Origin of the sequence: Streptomyces venezuelae (assembly GCF_008642355.1) — a bacterium.
In the GTDB taxonomy this organism is placed as follows: domain Bacteria; phylum Actinomycetota; class Actinomycetes; order Streptomycetales; family Streptomycetaceae; genus Streptomyces; species Streptomyces venezuelae_B.
Genome location: NZ_CP029193.1, coordinates 931270 through 955097, shown reverse-complemented (window position 1 = coordinate 955097; position 23828 = coordinate 931270). Strand labels below are relative to the sequence as shown.

Below are 23828 nucleotides of genomic sequence, written 5' to 3'. Positions count from 1 at the left end.
CCCTCAGCCGGTGGCCGCGGCGCTCGCGCGCACACACGCGCCGCGCAGCCCCGGCAGGTCGATGAACTCGGTGTGGGTGCCCGCGCTGCCGCAGGCGAAGGCCCCCGAGACGGACCCGGCGAGCACGCACTCCTCCACCGGCCGCCCCTCGAAGAGTGAGTGCAGGAACGCGGTGACGAAGGCGTCCCCCGCGCCGTTGCTGTCGACCACGGGACGCTCCGGCCGCGCCGCGGGGAAGTGCCGCACCTTCGTGTCGCCGCGCACCAGCACGTGGCAGCCGTCCGCGCCGTCGGTCGCGACGACGAGGCGTGCCCTGCCCTCGTCCAGCACCGAGTGCAGCACTTCGTCGAGCCGGTCGTGGATCGCGGCGGCGCTGAGGAAGACGTGGTCGGAGGCGAGCGCGTACGTACGGTGGTGCGGGTTGTGCCCGTCCCAGTCGTGCAGGTCCGTCGAACAGGTCGCGCCGAGCCTGCGGATGTCGTCGTACATGTCGCGGTTGACGCCGGTGATGGAGAGGTGGACGTGCCGGGCGCGCTCCAGATACGGCAGGTAGAAGTCGCGCGGCAGCCGCAGGTCAGCGGGGTGCCTGCCGTCGTAGAAGGAGAAGCGGCGGCCCTGCGGGTCGACGAGGTTGACGCCGCGCGGGGTGCCGTGCGGCGACACGACATGGCTGAAGTCCAGACCGCGTTCGGCGTACGCGTCGAGGACGGAGCGGCCCTGCGCGTCGTCCCCGAGGAAGTCGATGAACTTGGTGGACAGGCCGAGCGCGTGCCAGCCGAGCGCGACGCCGTTCCCGGTGTGCGCCACGTAGTCGTACACGGGCGGCACGAACACGGAATCCCCGGGCGGCAGTTGCAGCGCCTCGACGCGCACGATCGTGTCCACGCCGGCGCCGCCGACCACCAGGACGTCGTACTCCGGCTCACTCATGCGCGTACTCCCTCTGTCGTGACTTCGGTCCGCTGGACGCGGCCGTCCTCCAGGACGACGGCCCCTTCGATGTCGGCGCCCGCGGGGATCCTGGCGCCGGGCAGCACCACACTGCGCCGCACCCGGGCGCCCGCTCCGATCCGCACGCCGGGGAAGAGCACGCTGTCCTCCACACGGCCGTCGTTGACCAGGTCCGACGGCACCACCGACGAGCGCACGCCGAAGTGGTCGGCCACCCAGGAACGCCGCACGTCCGGCGCCACCGTCCACGGCATCCGTCCGACGGGCAGCCCCGCCCGGGGCGACGCGGCGAGCGCGAGGTGCGCGCGGTGGTAGCGCTCGACGGTGCCGATGTCCTCCCAGTGGCCCGCCACCTCGTGGCCGCGGATGTGCTCGCCGGCCGCGAGCATCGCCGGGATCACGTCCCGGCTGATGTCGTGCTGCCAGTCGGTGCCGTCGAGCCGCTCCAGATACCGGCGCAGGACAGCGGCGTCGAAGACGCAGAACGCCGCGAAGACCAGGTCGCTCGTGGCGACCTCCGGCTTCTCCACGAACGCGGTGAGCCGCCCCCGCGCGTCGAACTCGACCATGCCGAACAGGTGCACCCAGCGCGGGTCGATGCGCTGGTACGCCAGGGTGAGCGCGGCCCCGGACGCGCGGTGGGCGTCGATCAGCGGCCGGTAGTCGAAGCGGTAGACGTGATCGGCGTGCAGCACGAGGACGTGCTCCGGGTCGGGCCGGATGCCGTCCCCCTCGAAGACGTACGCCTTCTTGCGGATCAGCGCGTCGGCCGTGCCCCGCTCCAACGGCCAGGTACGGGCGGGCAGTTCGGACGGTATGCGGGAGCCCGCCGTGGCGTACGCGGGGTCGTACGGACCGAAGTGCACCCGGAACCCCGGCCGCTGGTTCCACACCCGGTGCAGGTCGTCCATCAGCTGCCGCTCCTCGTACTGCGAGAGCAGCAGCACCTCGCCGAGGCCGGAGGCCCGCGCGTTGGCGAGGCTGAAGTCGATGAGTCGGCAGGCCCCGCCGTACGGCACCAGCGGCTTGAGCCGCCCCGTCCCGAGCGGGCCCATGCGCCGGCCCTCGCCGCCCGCGAGCAGCACGGTCCTGACCGGGCGGCTGAGCGCGTCGCGTTCAGTCATGGCGCACCTCGTCCCAGGTCACGCGGCCGGAGGAGAGGGTGAGGAGCAGCCGGGCGTCGGCGGCCCGGCCGGGCGCAGGACCGGTGAACACGCCGGGCGCGGTGCGTTCGAGGAGCTGTACGCGGGGGAGGGCGCGGCCGTCCGCGCCGGGCTCGGAGGGCACGACCAGCTCGACGCGTTCCGCGTGCGCCAGCCGGTAGACGATCCGGCCGTCGTCGCCCACGTGGCAGCGGCCGCGCAGCCGGTCCACGTCCTGCCGTTCCACCGCGCCGACCGGCCCCCGTTCGAGGACACGCTCGCAGGCGGCGAAGTCGGCCCGCTGCCAGGAGGCCGCGAAGATGCGGCGGGCGGCGTCGGAGTCCAGCGGGGCGTGGCGCGCGTAGACGTCCACGGCGCCGTGCGCGAGCGCCGCTTCCGCGACCGCGGCGCTGTCCGCGTCCTGCAGCTGCTCGAACCAACCGTGCCGCAAGGCGAGTTGGAGCGCCGCAGCGGCGGACTCGCCCCGCCAGAGACGCCCGAACGCGGCCAGATGCAGGTCCGCGCAGCGCTCCCACGTGAACTCCCGCGCGACGGCGGACGCCCGCTCCGACAGCTCCCGGTAGCGGGCCGGATCCTCCGACCACAGCGTCACCGCCGCCCGGAACCGGTCGGCGAGCGCCGAGACGAGCAGCTCGTCGTCCTCCGCGAACGACCGGTTCACGGCGAATCCGGTGCCCGTCGACGGGCCGTCGGCGTGCCGGAAGTGCGCCATGCCCTCCTGGGCGGTCGCGATGGGCACGGCGCCGCACGCCATCGCCTCGCCCTGCGCGATGAGGAAGGTGTCCATCTCGAACTTCGACGGGAAGACGCAGAAGTCGGAACTCGCCGCGTACGCGAACACCCGCCGCTCGTCGACCCGCTCCCACTCCAGGTGCAGCCGCCCGGCGTGCCGTCGCGCGACCTCGTGGAAGTACGGGTCGTCGATGCCCTCCCCGGCGATGCAGCGCAGCACGAAGTTGGCGGCGAGCCCGGCGGACAGGACCCGGTCGACCGCCCGCACCAGCTCCACCTGGCCCTTGTGGTGGACGGCGTAGCGCGCGTTGTGGAAGAAGGTGGGCAGGGCCGGATCGAGTCCGATGCCGCCGAGCACGTCCGCCCGGTCGACCTCGGCCGGGTCCATGGCCAGCCACTCGTCGGAGATCGCGCAGCCGCCCACGAACATCTTGTGCGCGTTGCGCCGCACGACGTCCGCCATCGGCAGCCGCTCGAAAAGCTCGGCGAAGGGGGTGTCGCGGAACGAGGCGTAGAAGTCGAGCTGGCCGGGGGAGAGGAAGTCGATCAGGTCGGAGTGCTCGGCGGTGAGCTCGTAGAGCGCGACGTGGTCCGGCGGATAGGCGTAGTGCAGGTGCGTGAGCTGCTGGTACTGGAGCACGGCGGCCGGATACGTGCCCTCCGGGACGTCCGGCAACTCCGCTTTCACATCCAGGAGTTCGAACAGGCGGCGCACCTCGGGCCCGTACACCTTCTTCGCGACGGGCATGTTGCTCTGGACGGTGCTGACGACCATTTTCGTGGGGTCGTCGCGCAGCGCGGCGGGCAGCAGATAGTGGTAGTACGGCTCGTGCGCGTGCACGACGGCCCGCTCCTCGCCGAACCAGCCGCGCAGGAACCGCACACTGTCGGCCTGGAAGACGAGCGGCTTGAAGAAGACGAGGTCGCGGCCCTTGGCGGAGTAGGGCGGATAGAACGTCGTCGGCAGCCGGTCGAGGCAGTCGTTGGAGAGGAAGTACAGGTCGACGCCGTCAAGCCGGATGCGGTGCGCCGTCGTCCGCAGCTCGATCCCGGTCTCCGCCGGGAAGTCCCGCCAGATCTTCGGGTCCAGGACGAGCGGGAGCGTGTACGTGTCCTCGTACGGCAGGTCCTCCACGTCGTAGCGCGCCCGCAGGTCGTCCAGGCGGCCGTGCGCAGGCGTCACGATGGAGACCCGGTGGCCGCGTGCGGCGAAGGCCCGGGACAGGTTCCACAGGTACACCGAGGTGCCGCCCTGCAAGAAGGTGTGGTCGAAACCGCAGCACTCGAAGTAGGTCTCGATGATGTGCATGCGGGGCTCGACCGTCGGTACGACGTTCTCGGGGGGCTCGGGGGTCAGCACGGCCTCACGTCCTCGGAGTCGCGGTGGGCGCCGCTGCCGCCTCCGCCGAGCCGCAGGGCGTGGCGGAGGTCGATCGCGGCGTGGTAGGGGCGCGTGTGCGCGTGGTTGTAGGCCAGTTCGTGGAGGAGTCGGCGCAGGTAGAGCAGCCGTCGGAGCGGTCCGTGGGACGCGGGGCCGAGCAGCAGTTCGCGCACGCGGTCCCGCCAGTGGTCCGCGACCGCGAACACCCGGTGCAGCTCGCCCTGTTGGGCCGGGGAGAGGTGCGGAGCACCGTCGAGCGAACCGACCATGGTCTCCAGGGAGTCGACACCCAGCCGGTTCGCGGCCTCGAACGCCGCCTCGTCCGCCGCGAAGTACTCCAGACCGCGCTGCAACGCCACGATGTCCTCGAGCGGCGACTGCGCGGCCCAGCCCGGCGCGGTGGGAGCGGTGCTCGGGGTGGAGAGATCGATCAGGGCGGGCGGGTTCCACAGCAGGTGGGACAGGTGCAGGTCACCGTGGCAGGGGCCGCCGCCGGGCCAGGAGTCGCCTGCTCGCGCCAACTCTGTTCGCAGCGCGGCAACGTCGTCCTCCAGCGCTTTGAAGGCGCCCCGCACCACCCGTGCGGGCAGCGCCGGATCAGCGGTGGTGCGGTCGTGCAGGTCCGCGAGACGCCGCTCCGCCTGTGCCAGCCGTTCGGCGGCCGGATAGGCGGGCTGCGGCGACCCGTCGCCGAGGCGGTCGGCGAGATCCGCGTGGAAGCCGCGCAGGAAACGCCCCGCCTCCCGCAACTGCCGTTCCAGCGGCAGCAGATGGCGCCGCGCCACCGTCTCCGGTGAATCATGGGTGAGCAGGCGCGACAGGGCGGGCCACAGGGAGCGCAGGTTCTGCCGCAGGGGTACGTCGATGCCGTCGCCCGGCGCGTAACGGTAGACGACGCCCAGCGGGTGGCGTGTCCCCGACGCGGGGTCGGTGTACGCGTAGTCGCCCGCCCACTCCGGGGTGCGCCCCGTGCCGTTCATGAGCCGCAGCAGGTCGGGCTCGCGGACGTCGTCGTCGAGGCTGCGGTACGTCTTGTGGATGTGCGGCAGGCCTCCGATCTCCACGAGGGACAGCGCGTTGGACGACCAGCCCTGCTCGAAGGGGAGCGGCCGTACCTCGGGCAAGGAGCCGGCCAGGGCGCCGCCCGCGCCGCGGAACTCCACGGTGCCGCCGCGCTCCGTGCGCAGCGTCGCGCCCGTCAGCGTCCTGAGGACCGCGTCCGTATGGAACTCCTCGACGGCGTGGGCCTCCCTGGGCCCGCCCCCCTCGTGCCGCCCGCCCCGGATGTCCACCGGCACGAAGAACCGCCGGCCCGACGCGGGCCCGCCGACCGCGGCCACGACCAGCAGTACCGCCGCGGAGCCGAGCACGGCGTGGTCGACGCGCTCGTACCGGTCGGCCTTGCGCCCGTCCTCGGACATCCACGGCGCCGACCGCAGCAGCGCGTCCAGCTCCTCGTCCCGGATCACTGACATCAACTCCCTGTCATCTCGTACGCGTTGACGCCGCGCCGCCACACGGCCAGGGCCAGCAGCAGCGACAGGGCCGTCACCACGGGCAGCCATCCCAGGAGCGCCGTGTCGCCGGAGAGGAGATAGACGGCCGGGACGTACGACGTGAAGGCGAACGGCAGCACCCAGGTCAGCAGCGCGCGCAGCGACGCGTGGTAGATGTCCAGGGGGTACGCCGCGAACTCCGACACCTGGCTCGCCGCGTACAGCGCGGGCAGGCTCGTCACCGTCCAGAACGACAGGGACGCGAAGAACAGCTTCACCGCCGTGTGGATCAGCGCCCCGCACAGCACGAGCAGCGGGGCCAGCGCCCACTGCGTGGCCGTGAGGTCCAGGTCGAGCGACGTACCCGCGTACGTCACGAGGGCCGCGCCGACGACCAGCTCGCCCAGCGCGTCGGGGTGGAAGAAGCGCTCGGAGAGCAGCGAGAAGAGCGGGTTCACCGGGCGGATCAGATAGCGGTAGAACTCGCCGCGCTGCACCAGCTTGCGGCCCAGCTCCCACAGCTGGTCGGTGAAGAGGTGGTCGAGGCCGCGCGGCAGCAGCGAGAAACCCAGCAGGAACAGGACCTCGTGGTACGACCAGCCGCCGACGGCCGGCACCTGCCGGAAGACCAGACCGACCACCGCCGTCTGGACGCCGACCCGGACCAGGAAGGCCCCGGCGCCGAGCGCGAAGTCGAGCCGGTACGCGGCGAGCCGTTGCAGGCCGACCCCGCCGAGGAACCAGGAGAGCCTGACGTACCAGAGCGCCGTGCCGAGACGTGTGCGCGTCATCCGCCGAGCACCTCGAGACGCCCGAGCGCGGCCCGCCACAGCACCGCGCACAGCACGGACAGGCCGGCCACCCAGCCCGCCTGCTGGGCCAGCACGGCGACGGCCCCTCCCGCCCCGTCGTACCGGCCGAGGAGCAGCGTCAGCGGGCCGTCGACCATCCCGCGGAACGGCAGGGCGTGGGCGACCGCCGCCAGCGGACCCGGCATCAGCGCGATCGGCACCAGCTGTCCGGCGAAGAAGGCCACGACGCTCTGCTTCACCATCCGCACGCCCCACGTGTTCGTGGTGACGAAGCCCGTCATGCCGGTCAGCAGGTTCACGCAGAACGCGATGAGCACGGACAGTGCGGTGGACACGGCGAAGAGCGCGGCGTCCACGGGACGGGGCGTTGTCAGCGGGACGAGGAACGAGAAGAGCACCAGGACCGGCACGCCCACCAGGACGGCGTTGGCCGCGACCACCGGCAGGCACGCGAAGAGCCGCACCAGCGGATAGCTGACCGGACGCACCAGCATCACGGCCACGTCCCCGCGGTAGACCTCCGCGGCCACCTCGTCGTCGACCCGGTTGGCGTGCAGGATCTGCAGCACCTGCGCCACCAGCAGGTAGGTGGTGATGCCCGCCGGAGTGAAGCCTCCCGGGCCCGTGCCGCCGTCCGGCGATCCGGCGTACACCGCGCGCCACAGGAACACGGTGACCGCGGCGCCCGCGGCGGCGGTGACACCCGTGACGACGAACATCGAGCGGTACTGGAGCAGGGACTGGAGTCCGCCGGTGGCGAAGGGGACGTAGCGCCCCGCACGTACGTTCATGAGTGACCGCCGACGGGCGTGGGCGCCCGGCCGTAGATCTGCCGCAGCACCTCCTCCAGGTCCGGCTCCGGGGCGTAGCAGTCCACCAGGTCGAAGTGGTCCAGGAGGAACGCGAGCACCTGGCGCGAGGCGAAGAGGTTCGCCGGATAGTCGACGCGGACGCGCCCGCCGTCCTCGGTGGCCGCCCGCACACCGGGCAGGCCGCGCTCGATCAGGGCGAGGGCGTCGTGCGGCGCCGGGCCGCCCCGGTGGTCGAAGCTCACCGAGCGGTCCTCGGCCGTGCGCAGCAGGTCCTGGATGGAGCCCTGGTGGACGACCCTGCCGTGGTCGACGACCAGCGCGCTGTCGCAGATCGCGGCGATGTCGGCGATGTCGTGGCTGGTGAGCACGACGGTCGTGCCGAGCTCCCGGTGCGCGCGGTTGACCAGGTCGCGCACCGCCGTCTTGAGGACCATGTCGAGGCCGATGGTCGGCTCGTCCCAGAAGACGACGGCCGGGTCGTGCAGCAGGCTCGCGGCGATCTCCGCGCGCATCCGCTGACCCAGGCTGAGCTGGCGCACGGGCGTGGTGCCGAGGGCGTCGATGTCGAGGAGTTCGCGGTAGAGCGCGAGATTGCGGTGGTAGACCCCGTCGGGGATGTCGTAGACGCGGCGCAGGATGCGGAACGAGTCGGGCACCGACAGGTCCCACCACAGCTGGCTGCGCTGCCCGAAGACGACACCGATGGAGCGGGCGTTCCGCCGCCGCTCACGGTACGGCTCGATGCCCGCGACCAGGCAGCGGCCCGACGTCGGCGTCATGATGCCGGTGAGCATCTTGACGGTGGTGGACTTGCCGGCCCCGTTGGCGCCGATGTACGCGGTCTTCGAACCGGCGGGGATCTCGAAGGAGACGCCGTCCACGGCGCGCACGGTGTGGTACTCGCGGGTGAGGAGCGTGGCCAGACTGCCCAGCAGCCCGGGTCTGCGCTCCGCGACGCGGAACTCCTTGGTGAGGTTCTCCGCGACGATCACGCCACCACCACCTGTTCGACGGCCCGCCCAACGGCCTGCTCGACGGCTTGTTCCAACAGGGCGACGCCCTCGTCGAGTTGTGTCTCGTCGAGCGTGAACGGCGGCGCGAGGCGGATGATGTGTCCGCCGAACGCCGTGCGCAGTCCCAGGTCGAGTGCGGCGGAGTGCACCGCGTGGGCGAGCTCCGGCGCGGGGGTGCGGCTCTCCCGGTCGGTGACGAACTCCAGGCCGTACAGGAGCCCGAGCCCTCGTACGTCGCCGATCTGCTCGTACCGCGAGTGCAGGGTCGCGAGCCTGTCGCCGAGCAACTCGCCCAGCACACGCGCGCGTTCGGTCAGCTCGTCGCGTTCGATGACGCCGAGCGTGGCGTGCGCCGCCGCGATGCCCAGGGGATTGCTCGCGTACGTCGACGCATACGAACCGGCCGTGGCCGCCTCGGGGGAGCGCAGCAGCTCCGCGCGCCCGGCGAGCACCGCGAAGGGGAAGCCGTTCGCCATGCCCTTGGAGAGGACGACCAGGTCCGGTTCGACTCCGACGAGCTCGGAGGCGAGGAAGGCGCCGGTGCGGCCGCCGCCGGTCAGGACCTCGTCCGCGACGAGCAGCACACCGTTCGCGCGGCAGGCCTCCGTGATCCGCTCCCAGTAGCCGGGCGGCGGCACGACGACGCCGGCCGCGCCCTGTACCGGTTCAAAGACCAGCGCGGCGACGTTCGGCTTCTCGGCGATGTGCTTGCGCACGAGCGAGGCGCACCGCACCTCGCACGTCGGATGGGTCAGCTCCAGCGGGCAGCGGTAGCAGTTGGGGGCGTAGCCGAGGACGCTGTTCCCGGCGAACGCCTGGTTCCCGATGTCCCAGTGGACCAGCATGCGGGCGCCCATGGTCTTGCCGTGGAAGCCGTGGCGCAGCGCCCCGATCCGGTTGCGGCCCGCGGGCGCGGTCGCCTGCACCACGCGCAGGGCCGCCTCGACGGCCTCGGCACCGGTGGAGAAGAGCGCGTAGGTGTCGAGGTGGGCGGGGAGCAGCCTGGCGAGCTGTTCGAGCAGCGCGGCGCGTTCGGGTGTCGCGGCGTCGTGCACGTTCCACAGCCGTCCGGCCTGCGCCGTGAGCGCCTCGACGACCTCCGGATGGCAGTGGCCGAGGGACTGGGTCAGTGTGCCGGCGGCGAAGTCCAGGTACTGGTTGCCGTCGAGGTCGGTGAGGAGCGCGCCCGAGCCCTCGGTGAAGACGCGCTTCCCGGCGGCGGTCTCCTCCGAGGCGCCGGGTGCGAGATGCCGGGCTTCCCGGTCGAGCCGTGCGCGCTGGCGGTGACCTGTCACTGCTGCCCCCACTCCCGTCGATGTGCGGCGTGCGCTGTGCGCGGTGCGTGATGCCGGTGAACTGTCCGGATCGGCACCGAAGTTGAGCGGTGGGACCGGCGATGCGCACCGAGTCAAACAAAGCCGCCCCACGGTTGGCAAGAGCTTGCTGAAACTTTCAGGGAGCTCTTGCGGCCGTGGGTCCGACTCTGCTTGAGTCGAGACCTCGCAAGCGAGGAGGGACCCGTGAGAACGCATCCCCAGGCCGCCCCGCCCCGCGGACGGCTTCCTTGAAAGCCCTGGTGCTGGCCGGCGGAACGGGCAGCAGGCTGCGCCCCTTCACCGACACCGGCGCCAAGCAACTGCTGCCCATCGCCAACAAACCCGTGCTCTTCTACGGCCTCGAAGCCATCGCAGCGGCCGGCGTCCGGGAAGCCGGGATCGTCGTCGGCCGGCGCGGCGCGGAGGTACGCGAGGCCGTCGGGGACGGCAGCGCCTTCGGCCTGTGCGTGAGCTACCTCCAGCAGGAGCGGCCACTCGGCCTCGCCCACGCGGTGCTGATCGCGCGGGAGTTCCTCGGCGACGACGACTTCCTGCTCTATCTCGGCGACAACTACCTTCAGGACGGCCTCACCGGCTTCGCGGAACGGGCCGCCGCCCAGCCGGGCGCCGCCCGCCTCCTCCTCACACCGGTCGCCGATCCGACGGCGTTCGGCGTCGCCGAACTCGACGCCCACGGCGACGTCGTGGGTCTGGAGGAGAAACCCGAACGGCCGCGCAGCGACCTCGCCCTGATCGGCGTCTACGCCTTCGGCAAGGACATCCACGAAGCGGTCCGGGCGATCAGACCCTCGGTGCGCGGCGAGCTGGAGATCACCGACGCCGTGCAGTGGCTGCTCGACCGCGGGCTGCGGGTGCGCGCGGAGACCACCACCCGGCCCTGGCGCGACACCGGCAGCGTCGACGACCTCCTGGAGGTCAACCGCCAGGTCCTCGACGGCATCGAGGGCCGCGTCGACGGCAAGGTCGATCCGGACAGCACCGTGCTCGGCCGGGTCCGCCTGGCCGAGGGCGCCGTGGTGCGCGGCTCGCGCATCGTCGGCCCCGCGGTGATCGGCGCGGGCACCGTCATCAGCAACTCCAGCATCGGCCCGTACACCGCCATCGCCGAGGACTGCCGGATCGAGGACAGCGCCATCGCCCACTCCGTGCTGCTGCGCGGCGCGGACGTGGAGGGCGCCTCCCGCATCGAGTCCTCGCTCATCGGTCGCGGCGCCGTCGTGGCCCCCGCCCCGCGACTGCCCCAGGCCCACCGACTCGTCATCGGCGACCACAGCAAGGTGCAATTGACCTCATGAACCACGTCGACCCCCCGGGCCGCCGCGCCCGCCGCATCCTTGTCACGGGCGGCGCCGGTTTCATCGGCTCCGCGTACGTGCGGTCGCTCCTCGGCCCCACGGGACCGCCCGGCACCGAAGTGACCGTGCTCGACAAGCTCACCTACGCGGGCAGCGTCAACCGTCTCGACCACGTGCGCTCCCACCCCGGGTTCACCTTCGTGCGCGGCGACGTCTGCGACACCCGGCTCGTCGGCGAACTGGCCGCGCACCACGGCCAAGTGGTGCACTTCGCCGCCGAGTCGCACGTCGACCGCTCGATCGCCGACGGCTCCGCCTTCACGCGCACCAATGTGCTCGGCACCCAGACGCTCCTCGACGCCGCGCTCCGGCACGGCGTCGCGACCTTCGTCCACGTCTCCACCGACGAGGTGTACGGATCCGTCCCGCACGGCGCGGCCACCGAGGAGGACCCGCTGCGGCCCAACTCCCCGTACGCGGCGTCCAAGGCCGCCTCGGACCTGGTGGCCCTGGCCCAGCACCGCACCCACGGCCTGGACGTCCGCGTCACCCGCTGCTCCAACAACTTCGGCCCGCACCAGCACCCGGAGAAACTCATCCCGCGCTTCCTGACGGCACTCCTCGACGGGGAGAACGTCCCGGTCTACGGCGACGGGCTGCAAGTACGGGACTGGCTGCACCTGGACGACCACATCCAGGGGCTCGAACTGGTCCGCACCCGGGGACGGGCGGGGGAGATCTACAACATCGGCGGCGGCACCTCCCTCACCAACCTGGAGCTGACCGAGCGGCTGCTCGCCCTGTGCGGCGCCGACGCCGGACGCATCACGCACGTCACGGACCGCAAGGGACACGACCGCAGGTACGCCGTGGACCACACGAAGATCAGCACCGAGCTCGGCTACCGGCCGTGCACCGACTTCGACGCGGCGCTCGCCGAGACGGCCCGCTGGTACCGGCACAACCGCTCGTGGTGGCAGCCGTTCGTCACGGCGGCGTGAGCACCTGTGTCAGATGCGGGTCTACTCCTTGCGCCCGGACCCCGTCGAGCCCCGCACCACCAGCTCGGGCATGAAGACGAACTCGCCGTGCGGCGCCGGTGTCCCGCCGATCTCCTCGAGCAGCGCGCGGACCGCCGCCTGGCCCATGGCCTGCACGGGCTGGCGGATCGTGGTCAGCGGCGGATCGGTGAACGCGATGAGCGGCGAGTCGTCGAAGCCGACGACCGAGATGTCCCGCGGCACGCTGAGGCCCAGGTCGCGGGCGGCCCGGATGGCGCCGAGCGCCATCATGTCGCTGGCGCACACGACGGCGGTGCAGCCCCGGTTGATGAGGGTGGTGGCCGCTGCCTGGCCGCCCTCCAGGGTGTAGAGGGAGTGCTGGACGAGTTCCTCCGACGCCTCGTCGTCGAGGCCGAGGCGCTCCAGGAGTCCGAGCCGGAAGCCCTCGATCTTGCGCACCACGGGCACGAACCGCTTCGGGCCGACCGCGAGGCCGATGCGGGTGTGGCCGAGCGAGGCCAGATGTGTGACGGCGAGGCGCACGGCGGCGCGGTCGTCGGTGGAGACGAAGGGGGCCGCCACGTCCGGCGAGAAGCCGTTGACGAGGACATAGGGGACGCCCTGGGCGCGCAGCACCTCGTACCGCTCCATGTCGGCGGTGGTGTCGGCGTGCAGGCCGGAGACGAAGATGATGCCGCTGACACCGCGGTCCACGAGCATCTCGGTGAGTTCGTCCTCGGTGGAGCCGCCCGGCGTCTGCGTCGCGAGGACCGGCGTGTACCCCTGGCGGGTCAGGGCCTGCGCGATGACCTGCGCGAACGCGGGGAAGATCGGGTTGTCCAGCTCGGGTGTGATGAGGCCGATGAGTCCGGCGCTGCGCCGGCGCAGCCGCACCGGGCGTTCGTACCCGAGCACGTCGAGGGCGGCGAGCACCGCCTCGCGGGTGCCGACGGCCACCCCGGGCTTGCCGTTGAGGACGCGGCTCACGGTGGCTTCACTGACCCCCGCGTGGGCTGCGATGTCGACAAGCCGTGCGGTCATGGCACTGGACTGTACCTGTCATCGGGGTGATTGCACACTGCCCGTGAATGTTCGTGGAAGCTTGCGGAAAGAGCTGTCTTGCAAGAGTCTTGCAGTCGCCTTCATCGCCCCCGGCGCCGCTCTTCCTCCGCGCCCGCACCGATGCCAGGCTCCCCGCGGCCCTGTCAAGCGCGATACGGGGAACGGTAAGGACACACAGATGTAACGATCGGCGGTCCTTGCAGAAATTTACCGCAAGCTCTTTCGGCAACATTCCAACGCTGTTACGTTCCTGGCAACCCGGCGCCGCCGTCCAGAGCGGCCAGCAGGAGGCACCTCTTCGTCTCCCCGTGATTCCGGGATCAGTTGAAGGAGTTCACATGCGGCGTGGCATTGCGGCCACCGGGCTGATCGCGGCCCTGGCCATGACAGCGGCAGCGTGCGGGGGCGACGACGAAGGCAGCGGCGGGAGCAAGGGCGGGAAGCTCTCCGGCACCGTCACCTTCTGGGACACCTCGAACGACGCCGAGAAGGGCGCGTACGAAAAGATCGCCAAGGGCTTCGAGAAGCTGCACCCGGACGTCAAGGTCAACTATGTGAACGTCCCCTTCGGCGAGGCCAACGCCAAGTTCAAGAACGCCGCGGGCGGCAACTCCGGCGCCCCCGACGTGATGCGCACCGAGGTCGCCTGGACCCAGGACTTCGCCTCGCTCGGCTACCTCGCCCCGCTCGACGACACCGTCGCGCTCGACAAGGCGGACGACTACCTCCCGCAGGCCGCGGCGAGCACGAAGTTCAAGGGCAAGACGTACGCCGCTCCGCAGACCATCGATACCCTCGCGCTCTTCTACAACAAGAAGATGCTCAAGGCCTCCGGCGTCGACGTGCCGAAGTCCTTCGACGAGGTGAAGTCCGCCGCGAAGAAGATCAAGTCGAAGTCCGGCAAGACCGGCCTGTACCTGCGCGGCGACGACCCGTACTACTACCTCCCGTACCTCTACGGCGAGGGCGGTGACCTCCTCGACACCAAGAGCAAGAAGGTCACCGTCGACGACCCCGAGGGCGCGAAGGCCTTCTCGGTGATGAAGGACCTGGTCGACTCCAAGGCGGCTGTCACCGACGCGAGCGACGGCTACAACAACCAGCTCAACGCCTTCAAGGACGGCGACGTCGCCATGGCGCTCGACGGCCCCTGGTCGATCGAGGGTGCCCTGCAGGGCAAGCAGTTCAAGGGCGACAAGGGCAACCTCGGCGTCGCCCCCGCCCCGGCCGGCAGCAAGCGCCAGGGCGCCCCGCAGGGCGGCTGGAACCTCGCCGCCTACGCCGGCTCCGGCAACCTCGACGCCGCCTACGAGTTCATCAAGTACATGAGCTCCGCCAAGGTGCAGCAGCAGACCACCGAGCAGCTCAGCCTGCTGCCGACCCGCACCTCCGTCTACGACGTGAAGTCCGTCAAGGACAACCAGATGGTGCAGTTCTTCAAGCCCGCCGTCGCCAAGTCCGTGCAGCGACCGTGGATTCCCGAGGCCAACGCGCTCTTCGAGCCGATCCGCCTGCAGCTGGAGAAGGTCCTCAGCGGCAAGTCGTCCCCCGAGAAGGGCGCCGAGGGCATCGGTGACGCCTACCGCAAGCTCCTCAAGGACTACAAGTAAGAAGAGGGAGGGCTGACCGACCCATGGCTGTCGAGACCGGCCAGTCGGTGGTGAGGGCCGCGGATGCCGAGAGCATCCGCGGCCGCGGCCACCGGCCCGGCAAGAATCCGGGGCGGCTGCGCAGGACGTTCGCCACCCACTGGTACGCGTGGGCCATGGTCGCCCCCGTGGTGACCGTGATCGGCGTGATCGTCGGCTACCCGCTGGTGCGCGGCATGTATCTGTCGACGACCAACGCCAACGAGGCGAACGTCGAGCGGCACATCGGTGTCAACGACATCCCCGCCACGTACGAGTCCGTCGGGCTCGACAACTACCAGGCGATCCTCTCCGACGGCGTCTTCTGGGACCGCCTCACCTGGACCGTGGTGTGGACCGTCTCCTGCGTCGCGCTGTCCTTCGCGCTCGGTCTCGCGCTCGCCACCATGCTCAACCGCAAGCTGGCGGGGCGCACCTTCTACCGGATGGCGCTGATCCTGCCGTGGGCGGTGCCCGCCTTCGTCTCCGTCTTCACCTGGCGCCTGCTCTTCAACGAGAAGAAGGGCCTCCTCAACAAGCTCCTCGCGGGCGGCGGCATCGACGCGATCCCGTGGCTCAACGACCCGACCTGGGCGAAGATCTCCGTGATCACCGTCAACGTCTGGCTCGGCGTGCCGTTCATGCTGGTCGCCATGCTCGGCGGGCTGCAGTCCATCCCGGGCGAGCTGTACGAGGCGGCCGAGATGGACGGCGCCAACGCCTGGCAGCGGTTCCGCCACATCACCCTGCCGGGCCTGCGGACCGTCGCCAGCACGGTCATCCTGATCAGCGGCATCTGGACGTTCAACATGTTCCCGGTGATCTTCCTGCTCACCAGGGGAGGACCCGGAGACGCCACCGAGATCCTGGTGACGTACGCCTACCGGCTCTCGTTCGTCGTCAGCCCACGCGACTTCGCGGGCTCCGCGGCCTGGGGCGTCCTCATCCTCGCCCTCCTTTCGATCATCGCGGTGGCCTACCGCCGCGCGCTGCGCAAGCAAGGAGAGGTCTGGTGACCACCGTGGAAACGAAGGAAACGGCCCCGGCGACGACCGCCCCGGAGAAGAAGCGCAGGCCCCGGGGGCGCGAAGAGCGCGGCCCGCTCGCCTCGGTCGCCCTGCACGTGACGCTGCTGCTCGCCAGCGCCATCGCGGTCCTGCCGCCCCTGTGGCTCCTGGTCACGTCGTTCAAGCCGCAGAGCGAGGCCTTCTCCACCGACCTGGTGAAGGACTTCACGTTCGGCAACTACGACCACGTCCTCAACGACACCGAGTTCCCGAACTGGCTCCTCAACTCCCTCGTCGTGGTCGGCCTGACCACGGTGATCGGCGTCTTCATCGCGGCGACGACCGGGTACGCGGTGAGCCGCTTCAAGTTCCCCGGCATGCGGCCGCTGATGTGGCTGCTCCTCATCACCCAGATGTTCCCCGTCGCGGTGCTCATCGTGCCGCTGTACAACCTGCTCGCCAGTCTCGGGCTGCTCAACCAGCCCGTCGGCCTCGTCGTCACCTACCTGACGATCGCCGTGCCGTTCTGCGCCTGGATGATGAAGGGGTACTTCGACACCATCCCGGTCGAGATCGACGAGGCGGGACGGGTGGACGGACTCAACCCGTTCGGCACCTTCTGGCGGCTCATCGTGCCGCTCGCCAAGCCCGGCCTCGCCGTCACCGGGTTCTACAGCTTCATCACCGGCTGGGCCGAGGTCGCCTACGCGTCCGCGTTCATGACCGGCGAGGAGAACCTCACGCTCGCCGGCGGCCTGCAGACCTTCGTCAACCAGTACACCAGCGACTGGGGTTCGCTGACGGCGGCCGCGGTGATCGTGGCGGTGCCCGCCGCGGTGATCTTCGGCTTCGCACAGCGCCACCTGGTCTCCGGTCTGACGGCGGGCGCGACGAAGTCCTGAGGCGTCCGGCCGCACTCCTACCGCACAGTGCGCACGCCACGTCGGCGGCGCCGGGCCGACACCGTCCGGCGCCGCCCCCACCACACTCGATCCCCAGGGAAGACATGACCCAGCATCTCGCTGCCCCTGCCGCCCCCACCACCGAGACGCGCACGGACTGGTGGCGCGACGCGGTGATCTACCAGGTGTATCCGCGCAGCTTCGCCGACGGCAACGGCGACGGCATGGGCGACCTGGAGGGCATCCGCAGCCGGCTGCCGTACCTCAGGGACCTCGGCGTCGACGCCGTCTGGCTCAGCCCGTTCTACGCCTCGCCGCAGGCCGACGCCGGATACGACGTCGCCGACTACCGTGCCATCGACCCGATGTTCGGCAGCCTCCTCGACGCCGACGCGGTCATCCGCGACGCCCACGAGCTCGGCCTGCGCATCATCGTGGACCTGGTGCCCAACCACTCCTCCGACCGCCACGACTGGTTCCGCCGCGCCCTGAGCGAGGGCCCCGGATCGCCGCTCCGCGAGCGCTACCACTTCCGCCCCGGCAAGGGCGCCGACGGCGAACTCCCGCCCAACGACTGGGAGTCCATCTTCGGCGGCCCCGCCTGGACCCGGGTGCCCGACGGCGAGTGGTACCTCCACCTCTTCGCTCCCGAGCAGCCCGACTTCAACTGGGAACACCCCGCAGTCCAGGACGAGTTCCGCTCCATCCTGCGGTTCTGGCTCGACATGGGCGTCGACGGCTTCCGCGTCGACGTGGCCCACGGACTGGTCAAGCAGGCCGGCCTCCCCGACATCGGCCGCCACGACCAGCTCAAGCTGCTCGGCAACGACACCATGCCGTTCTTCGACCAGGACGGCGTGCACGAGATCTACCGCAGCTGGCGGCAGGTTCTGGAGGAGTACGCCGGAAACGAACTGGGGCCCGGAGGGCCTTCCTCAGAAGGGCGGCGGCGGGAGACGGGTGGGCGGATCCTCGTCGCCGAGGCGTGGACGCCGACCGTCGAGCGGGCCGCTCAGTACGTCAGGCCCGACGAGATGCACCAGGCCTTCAACTTCCAGTACCTCGGCACCTCCTGGGACGCCGCCGAGCTGCGCGAGGTCATCGACGTGTCGCTGGCCGCGATGGGACCCGTGGGCGCCCCCGCCACCTGGGTCCTCTCGAACCACGACGTGACCCGGCACGCCACCCGCCTCGCCAACCCGCCCGGCCTCGGCACCCAGCTGCGCACCCCCGGCGACCGCGAGCTCGGCCTGCGCCGCGCCCGCGCGGCGACGCTGCTGATGCTGGCGCTGCCCGGCTCCGCCTACCTGTACCAGGGCGAGGAGCTCGGCCTGCCCGACGTCACCGACCTGCCCGACGAGGTGCGCCAGGACCCGTCGTTCCTCCGCGCCGCGGGACAGGACGGCTTCCGGGACGGCTGCCGGGTGCCCATCCCGTGGACGACGGAAGGCTCGTCGTACGGCTTCGGCACGGGCGGCAGCTGGCTTCCGCAGCCCGAGGGCTGGGGTGAGCTGAGCGTGCAGGCGCAGACCGGCGACCCCGGCTCGACCCTGGAGCTCTACCGCAGCGCGCTCGCCGTGCGCCGCGCGGAGGCCGGGCTCGGCGCGGGCGGCACCGTCGAGTGGCTCGACGCCCCCGACGGCGTGCTCGCCTTCGCCCGCGAGGGCTTCGTGTGCACCGTGAACACCACCGCCGAGACGGTCAGGATCCCGGCTCCGGGCCGCGTCCTGCTCGGCAGCGAGGAGGCGGAGGTGTCGGACGGAACCGTGCACCTGCCCGCCGACACCACCGTCTGGTGGGCGGTGTGACGCTGCCCTCCGCGCCGCGGGACGCCCACCGGGGCGCCCCGCGGCTCCTGGACATCGCGGCCCAGGCCGGCGTCAGCGAGGCCACCGCGAGCCGGGTCCTGAACGGCAAGGCGGGGGTCGCGAACGGCACCAGGCGCAGAGTCCTCGCCGCCCTCGACGTCCTCGGCTACGAACGCCCCACCCGCCTGAAACGACGCAGCGCCGGACTCGTCGGCCTGGTCATCCCCGAGCTGACCAACCCGATCTTCCCCGCCTTCGCGCAGGTCATCGAGCAGGTCCTGGCAGGACACGGCTACACCCCGATGCTCTGTACGCAGATGCCGGGCGGCGCCACCGAGGACGAGCTCGTCGAACAGTTGGAGGACCGCGGGGTCAGCGGCATCATCTTCCTGTCGGGCCTGCACGCCGACATGACGGCCGACACCGCCCGCTACCGCGAACTGGCGCACCGCAAAGTGCCCTTCGTCCTCGTCAACGGCTACAACGAGGACATCCCGGTCTCCTTCGTCTCGCCCGACGACCGCTCCGCGGTGCGCATGGCCGTACGCCACCTCGTCGACCTCGGGCACGAGCGGATAGGCCTGGCCATCGGACCGACCCGGTACGTGCCCTCGCGCCGCAAGGCGGAGGGGTTCACGGCGGCCCTGCACGGCATGCTCGGGCTGCCGCGGGCGGAGGCCGAACGCCTCGTGCAGCGCACACTGTTCACGGTCGAGGGCGGGCAGGCCGCGGCCGGTGCCCTGCTCGACCTCGGATGCACGGCGATGGTGTGCGGCAGCGACCTGATGGCGCTCGGTGCCGTCCGGACCGTGCGCGAACGCGGCCTCACCGTGCCCGGCGACGTCTCCGTCGTCGGCTTCGACGACTCCCAGCTCATCGCCTTCACCGACCCGCCGCTGACCACCGTGCGCCAGCCGGTGCAGGCCATGGCGACCGCCGCCGTGGGCGCGCTCCTGGAGGAGATCGACGGAAACCCCGTGCAGCGCACGGAGTTCGTGTTCCAGCCGGAGCTGGTCGTGCGCGGTTCGACCGGAGTGTGTCCAGAGGGTTGACCCCATGCGGGGGGCGCCATACGGTCCAACCCGCAACAACTTGTGCGGACTTGCTGCAAGGACTTGCTAAGAGGGGTTCTCGCTCGAGGAAGCACTTGCTGAAGGTTCTCCCTACGTGCAGGAGGTACCCCATGACCGGCCGGACCACGAAGAGCCGCAGACCCGTCGCGACCGCGCTCGCCCTCATGGCGGGTCTCGCGGGCAGTGTCGTCGCCGGAGCCCCTGCGGCGCAGGCAGCCCCGCCCGGCGGCAAGGACGTCACCGCCGTCCTCTTCGAGTGGAACTTCAAGTCCGTCGCCAAGGCCTGTACGGACCGGCTCGGCCCGGACGGTTACGGGTACGTGCAGGTGTCGCCGCCCCAGGAGCGCCTCCAGGGGGACGCCTGGTGGGCCGCGTACCAGCCGGTCAGCTACAGGATCGACACCCGGCTCGGCGACCGCGCCGCGTTCAAGAGCATGGTCGACACCTGTCACGCGGCCGGTGTGAAGGTCGTCGCCGACGCGGTGATCAACCACATGACCAATGCGTCCGGTACCGGCTCGGCGGGCTCCCGCTTCACCAAGTACGACTACCCGGGCACGTACTCGTCCGCCGACATGGACGACTGCAAGACCCCCATCAGCAACTACCAGGACCGCTGGAACGTCCAGCACTGCGAGCTGGGAGGCCTCGCCGACCTCGACACGGGTGAGAACTACGTGCGCGGCCGCATCGCCACGTACCTCAACGACCTCCTGTCGCTCGGCGTCGACGGCTTCCGCATCGACGCGGCCAAGCACATCCCCGTCGACGACCTGAAGAACATCAAGTCGCGGCTGAGCAACCCGGGCGTCCACTGGAAGCAGGAGACGCTGTTCGGGGCCGGTGAGCCCGTCTCCCCGAGCGAGTACACCGCGACCGGCGACCCGCAGGAGTTCCGGTACGCCTGGGACCTCAAGCGCGTCTTCAACAGCGAGAAGCTCGCCTACCTGAAGAACTACGGCGAGGGCTGGGGCTACATGCCGGGCGGCACCAGCTCCGTGTTCGTCACCAACCACGACACCGAGCGCCACGGCCAGACCCTCAACTACAAGGACGGTGCCAACTACACCCTCGCGCACGTCTTCATGCTGGCCTGGCCCTATGGCTCTCCCGACGTCCACTCCGGCTACGAGTTCAGCAGCAACGACGCCGGTTCGCCCAACGGCGGCCAGGTGAAGACCTGTTACAGCGACGGCTGGAAGTGCCAGCACGCCTGGCCGGAGATCCGCGGGATGGTCAAGTTCCGCAACACCGCGCGCGGCGCGTCCGTCACCAACTGGTGGGACAACGGCAACAACACCATCGCCTTCGGCCGCGGCGACAAGGCGTACGTCGTCATCAACCACGAAGGGTCCACCGTCAACCGCACCTTCCAGACCTCCCTGGCGGCGGGCACGTACTGCGACGTGCAGAGCGGCAGGCGCGTCAGCGTGAACGGCTCGGGACAGTTCACGGCGTCCGTCGCCCCGAACACGGCCCTCGCACTGCACACCGGGGCCAAGAACTGCTGACCGGCTTCCCCGAGGGCCGGCCTCCCGGGGCCGGCCCCCCAAGACCGGCCGCCCGGCCCATCCGTGTCCCCGCTGCCGGGCGGCCGCACCACCTTCCCCAGCACTGAAGGAGTAACCGCCGTGACCGGCTCCCCGCGCCGCGCCGCCGTGACCGTGGCCCTCGCCCTGCTCGCCGCCACCGTGCCCCTGGCGGCGACGGCGACCGCCGTACCGACGGCGCCCTCGGCGCCGTCCGCCGCGGCCGAGCAGGCCGACCCGCTCGACCTGTCGACGTCGCGGGCCCAGTGGATCGACAGGAACACCGTCGCCTGGGACCGGGGCACGGGGACCCGCCACGAGCTCCTGTACGCACCCCACGGCGGCCTCACGGTCGAGAACGGCGACATCGGGGGAGCGGCGCACCGGCTGCGCCTCACCCCGGCGGACGGCGGCGGCCTCACCGACGCGCAGAAAGCCAAGTTCCCGCACCTCAAGGGCTACGCCGCCTTCACCGTCGATCCCCGCGACCGTCACCTCGCCCGCACCGCCCTCACCGGCCGGCTCGTCGCCACCGCCCGGTCCGCCGACGGCACCCTGCGCTCCGCGACCGGCGTACAGATCCAGGGCGTCCTCGACGACCTGTACGGCCCGGCCGCCACCAGGGCCGCCCTCGGCCCCCGCTTCGCGCACGGCCGCGTCACTCTCGACGTCTGGGCCCCCACCGCCCAGAAGGTCTCCCTCGACATCGGCGGTCGCACGGTGAGGATGCACCGGGACCGCGCCTCCGGCGTCTGGTCGGCGACCGGGCCCGGCAGCTGGTCGGGCAAGGCCTACCGGTACGTCGTGAAGGTGTGGGCGCCGAGCGTCCGCAAGGTCGTCACCAACAAGGTCACCGACCCCTACTCCACCGCGCTCACCACCGACTCCGAACACAGCCTCGCCGTGGACCTCACCGCCCCGGAGCTCGCCCCCAAGGGCTGGGCCGGGCTGCGCAAGCCGAAAGCGACCCCCCTGCGTGACGCGCAGATCCAGGAGCTCCACGTCAGGGACTTCTCCGTCGCGGACCGCACGTCGGACCACCCGGGCAAGTACCTGGCGTTCACGGACGAGCAGTCCGACGGCATGAAGCACCTGCGCCGCCTGGCCCGCGCCGGCACGTCGTACGTACACCTGCTGCCGGTCTTCGACATGGGCACCGTCCCCGAGCGCGCCTCCGGACAGACCACGCCGGACTGCGACCTGCCCGCGTACGCCGCCGACTCCGAGGAGCAGCAGGCGTGCGTCACCAAGAGCGCGGGCAAGGACGCGTACAACTGGGGCTACGACCCGCTGCACTACACGGTCCCGGAAGGTTCGTACGCGAGCGACCCCGAAGGCACCCGCCGCACCGTGGAGTTCCGCAAGATGGTGCAAGGCCTCAACAGCGCGGGACTGCGCACGGTGATGGACGTCGTCTACAACCACACCGTCGCGAGCGGCCAGTCCGACAAGTCCGTGCTCGACAGGATCGTGCCCGGCTACTACCAGCGCCTGGACGCCGACGGCGCGGTCGCCACCTCCACGTGCTGCGCCAACACGGCGCCCGAGAACGCGATGATGGGCAAGCTCGTCGTCGACTCGGTCGTGACGTGGGCGCGGGAGTACAAGGTCGACGGCTTCCGCTTCGACCTGATGGGACACCACCCGAAGGCCAACATCCTCGCCGTCCGCAAGGCACTCGACGCGCTGACCCCCGCGAAGGACGGCGTCGACGGCAGGAGCATCATCCTGTACGGGGAGGGGTGGAACTTCGGCGAGGTAGCCGACGACGCCCGCTTCGTCCAGGCCACGCAGAGGAACATGGCGGGCACCGGCATCGCGACGTTCTCGGACCGGTCGCGCGACGCGCTGCGCGGCGGCGGCCCGTTCGACGGCGACCCGGGCGTGCAGGGCTTCGCCAGCGGCCTGTACACCGAGCCGAACGCCTCGAAGTCGAACGGCACCCCGGCCGAACAGAAGGCCCGCCTCCTGCACTACCAGGACCTCATCAAGGTCGGCCTGACCGGCAACCTCGCCGACTACACCTTCAGGGACTCTGCGGGACGTACGGTCAAGGGCGCGGACGTCGACTACAACGGCGTCCCCGCCGGATACGCGGCGCAGCCCGGCGACGCGCTCTCCTACGCCGACGCGCACGACAACGAATCGCTGTACGACGCGCTCGCCTTCAAGCTGCCCAAGGACACGACAACCGGTGACCGGGCCCGCATGCAGGTCCTCGCCATGGCGACCGCCGCTCTCTCCCAGGGCCCGGCGCTCTCCCAGGCGGGCACGGACCTGCTGCGCTCCAAGTCCCTGGACCGCAACTCCTTCGACAGCGGCGACTGGTTCAACACGATCAACTGGGACTGCCGCGCGGGCAACGGCTTCGGCCGCGGCCTGCCCCCGGCCGCCGACAACAAGGACAAGTGGCCCTACGCCAAGCCCCTCCTGTCGTCCACGTCCGAACTGACCCCCGACTGCGGGGACATTGACGGCACGTCGGGCGCGTACAGGGACCTGCTGCGCATCCGGACGACCGAACCTGCCTTCTCCCTGGCCACGACCGGGAAGGTCCAGTCGGAGCTGTCCTTCCCGCTGTCCGGGACCGCCGACGAAACCCCCGGCGTCATCACCATGAAGCTCGGCGACCTCGTCGTGGTATTCAACGCGGGCCCGCAGACCCAGCGGCAGCGCGTCGTCGCGGCACGGGGCACCCGCTACGCCCTGCACCCGATCCAGCGCTCGGGCTCGGACCGTACCGTCACGTCATCGGCGTACGAACGGAGTTCGGGCACGTTCTCCGTCCCGGCGCGTACGGTCGCGGTGTTCAAGCGCGGCTGAACG

General features: G+C 71.1%; 17 protein-coding genes and 1 pseudogene. 9 read left to right on the top strand and 9 right to left on the bottom strand.

Annotated elements, in window-relative coordinates; genetic code table 11:
* Positions 1-3 precede the first annotated feature (3 nt).
* From DEJ47_RS04135 to DEJ47_RS04100, 8 genes are read right to left on the bottom strand one after another with little or no spacing between them, the layout of a single operon-like run.
* Positions 4-930, bottom strand: coding sequence for a carbohydrate kinase family protein (locus tag DEJ47_RS04135; RefSeq protein WP_150165027.1), 927 nt, complete (start codon positions 928-930; stop codon positions 4-6).
* A complete protein-coding gene (locus tag DEJ47_RS04130; protein ID WP_150165025.1) occupies positions 927-2075 on the bottom strand; it encodes a sugar phosphate nucleotidyltransferase in 1149 nt (382 codons plus the stop codon). Before DEJ47_RS04130 ends, DEJ47_RS04135 begins: the two co-directional genes overlap by 4 nt.
* A complete protein-coding gene (locus DEJ47_RS04125; protein ID WP_223828225.1) occupies positions 2068-4206 on the bottom strand; it encodes a glycosyltransferase in 2139 nt (712 codons plus the stop codon). Before DEJ47_RS04125 ends, DEJ47_RS04130 begins: the two co-directional genes overlap by 8 nt.
* Complete coding sequence (locus tag DEJ47_RS04120) at positions 4200-5702, bottom strand: phosphotransferase (RefSeq protein ID WP_150165023.1); 1503 nt, start codon at positions 5700-5702, stop codon at positions 4200-4202. Before DEJ47_RS04120 ends, DEJ47_RS04125 begins: the two co-directional genes overlap by 7 nt.
* On the bottom strand, positions 5702-6514 hold the full coding sequence (locus DEJ47_RS04115; RefSeq protein WP_150165021.1) for an ABC transporter permease: 813 nt from the start codon (positions 6512-6514) through the stop codon (positions 5702-5704). Before DEJ47_RS04115 ends, DEJ47_RS04120 begins: the two co-directional genes overlap by 1 nt.
* Positions 6511-7326: an ABC transporter permease gene (locus DEJ47_RS04110; RefSeq protein WP_150165019.1), complete on the bottom strand. Its 816-nt coding sequence runs from the start codon at positions 7324-7326 to the stop codon at positions 6511-6513. The genes DEJ47_RS04115 and DEJ47_RS04110 overlap by 4 nt, the downstream gene beginning before the upstream one ends.
* Positions 7323-8339 carry an ATP-binding cassette domain-containing protein gene (locus tag DEJ47_RS04105; protein ID WP_150165017.1) on the bottom strand — a complete coding sequence of 339 codons (1017 nt, stop codon included), beginning with the start codon at positions 8337-8339 and terminating at the stop codon, positions 7323-7325. Before DEJ47_RS04105 ends, DEJ47_RS04110 begins: the two co-directional genes overlap by 4 nt.
* Positions 8336-9655 carry an aspartate aminotransferase family protein gene (locus DEJ47_RS04100; protein WP_223828224.1) on the bottom strand — a complete coding sequence of 440 codons (1320 nt, stop codon included), beginning with the start codon at positions 9653-9655 and terminating at the stop codon, positions 8336-8338. The genes DEJ47_RS04105 and DEJ47_RS04100 overlap by 4 nt, the downstream gene beginning before the upstream one ends.
* Positions 9656-9924: 269 nt before the next feature.
* Between DEJ47_RS04100 and DEJ47_RS04095 the strand changes: the two genes are divergently transcribed.
* A complete protein-coding gene (locus DEJ47_RS04095) occupies positions 9925-10992 on the top strand; it encodes a glucose-1-phosphate thymidylyltransferase (protein WP_150165013.1) in 1068 nt (355 codons plus the stop codon).
* Positions 10989-11993, top strand: a complete 1005-nt coding sequence (gene rfbB / locus DEJ47_RS04090; RefSeq protein ID WP_150165011.1) for a dTDP-glucose 4,6-dehydratase — start codon at positions 10989-10991, stop codon at positions 11991-11993. Before DEJ47_RS04095 ends, rfbB begins: the two co-directional genes overlap by 4 nt.
* Before the next feature lie 21 nt (positions 11994-12014).
* On the opposite strand, the gene DEJ47_RS04085 is transcribed toward rfbB, so the two are convergent.
* Complete coding sequence (locus DEJ47_RS04085; protein ID WP_150165009.1) at positions 12015-13034, bottom strand: LacI family DNA-binding transcriptional regulator; 1020 nt, start codon at positions 13032-13034, stop codon at positions 12015-12017.
* A 359-nt stretch (positions 13035-13393) separates the two neighbouring features.
* On the opposite strand from DEJ47_RS04085, the gene DEJ47_RS04080 reads away from it, so the two are divergent.
* The 7 genes and pseudogenes from DEJ47_RS04080 to pulA all read left to right on the top strand — a co-directional run bounded on the left by DEJ47_RS04080 (position 13394) and on the right by pulA (position 23825).
* A complete protein-coding gene (locus DEJ47_RS04080) occupies positions 13394-14665 on the top strand; it encodes an extracellular solute-binding protein (RefSeq protein WP_150165007.1) in 1272 nt (423 codons plus the stop codon).
* A 23-nt stretch (positions 14666-14688) separates the two neighbouring features.
* The gene (locus DEJ47_RS04075; protein WP_150165005.1) at positions 14689-15699 is read left to right on the top strand and encodes a carbohydrate ABC transporter permease; all 1011 of its coding nucleotides are present in this window, start codon (positions 14689-14691) and stop codon (positions 15697-15699) included.
* 5 nt (positions 15700-15704) lie between these two features.
* The gene (locus DEJ47_RS04070; protein WP_190415727.1) at positions 15705-16592 is read left to right on the top strand and encodes a sugar ABC transporter permease; all 888 of its coding nucleotides are present in this window, start codon (positions 15705-15707) and stop codon (positions 16590-16592) included.
* 104 nt (positions 16593-16696) lie between these two features.
* Positions 16697-18400, top strand: a complete 1704-nt coding sequence (locus DEJ47_RS04065) for a glycoside hydrolase family 13 protein (RefSeq protein ID WP_150165004.1) — start codon at positions 16697-16699, stop codon at positions 18398-18400.
* On the top strand, positions 18397-19452 hold the full coding sequence (locus DEJ47_RS04060; RefSeq protein ID WP_150165002.1) for a LacI family DNA-binding transcriptional regulator: 1056 nt from the start codon (positions 18397-18399) through the stop codon (positions 19450-19452). Before DEJ47_RS04065 ends, DEJ47_RS04060 begins: the two co-directional genes overlap by 4 nt.
* 131 nt (positions 19453-19583) lie before the next feature.
* Positions 19584-20981: pseudogene (locus tag DEJ47_RS04055) on the top strand (alpha-amylase family glycosyl hydrolase); the annotation flags it as partial.
* Between the two features lie 123 nt (positions 20982-21104).
* Positions 21105-23825: a pullulanase-type alpha-1,6-glucosidase gene (gene pulA / locus DEJ47_RS04050; RefSeq protein WP_150164998.1), complete on the top strand. Its 2721-nt coding sequence runs from the start codon at positions 21105-21107 to the stop codon at positions 23823-23825.
* Positions 23826-23828: the final 3 nt, after the last annotated feature.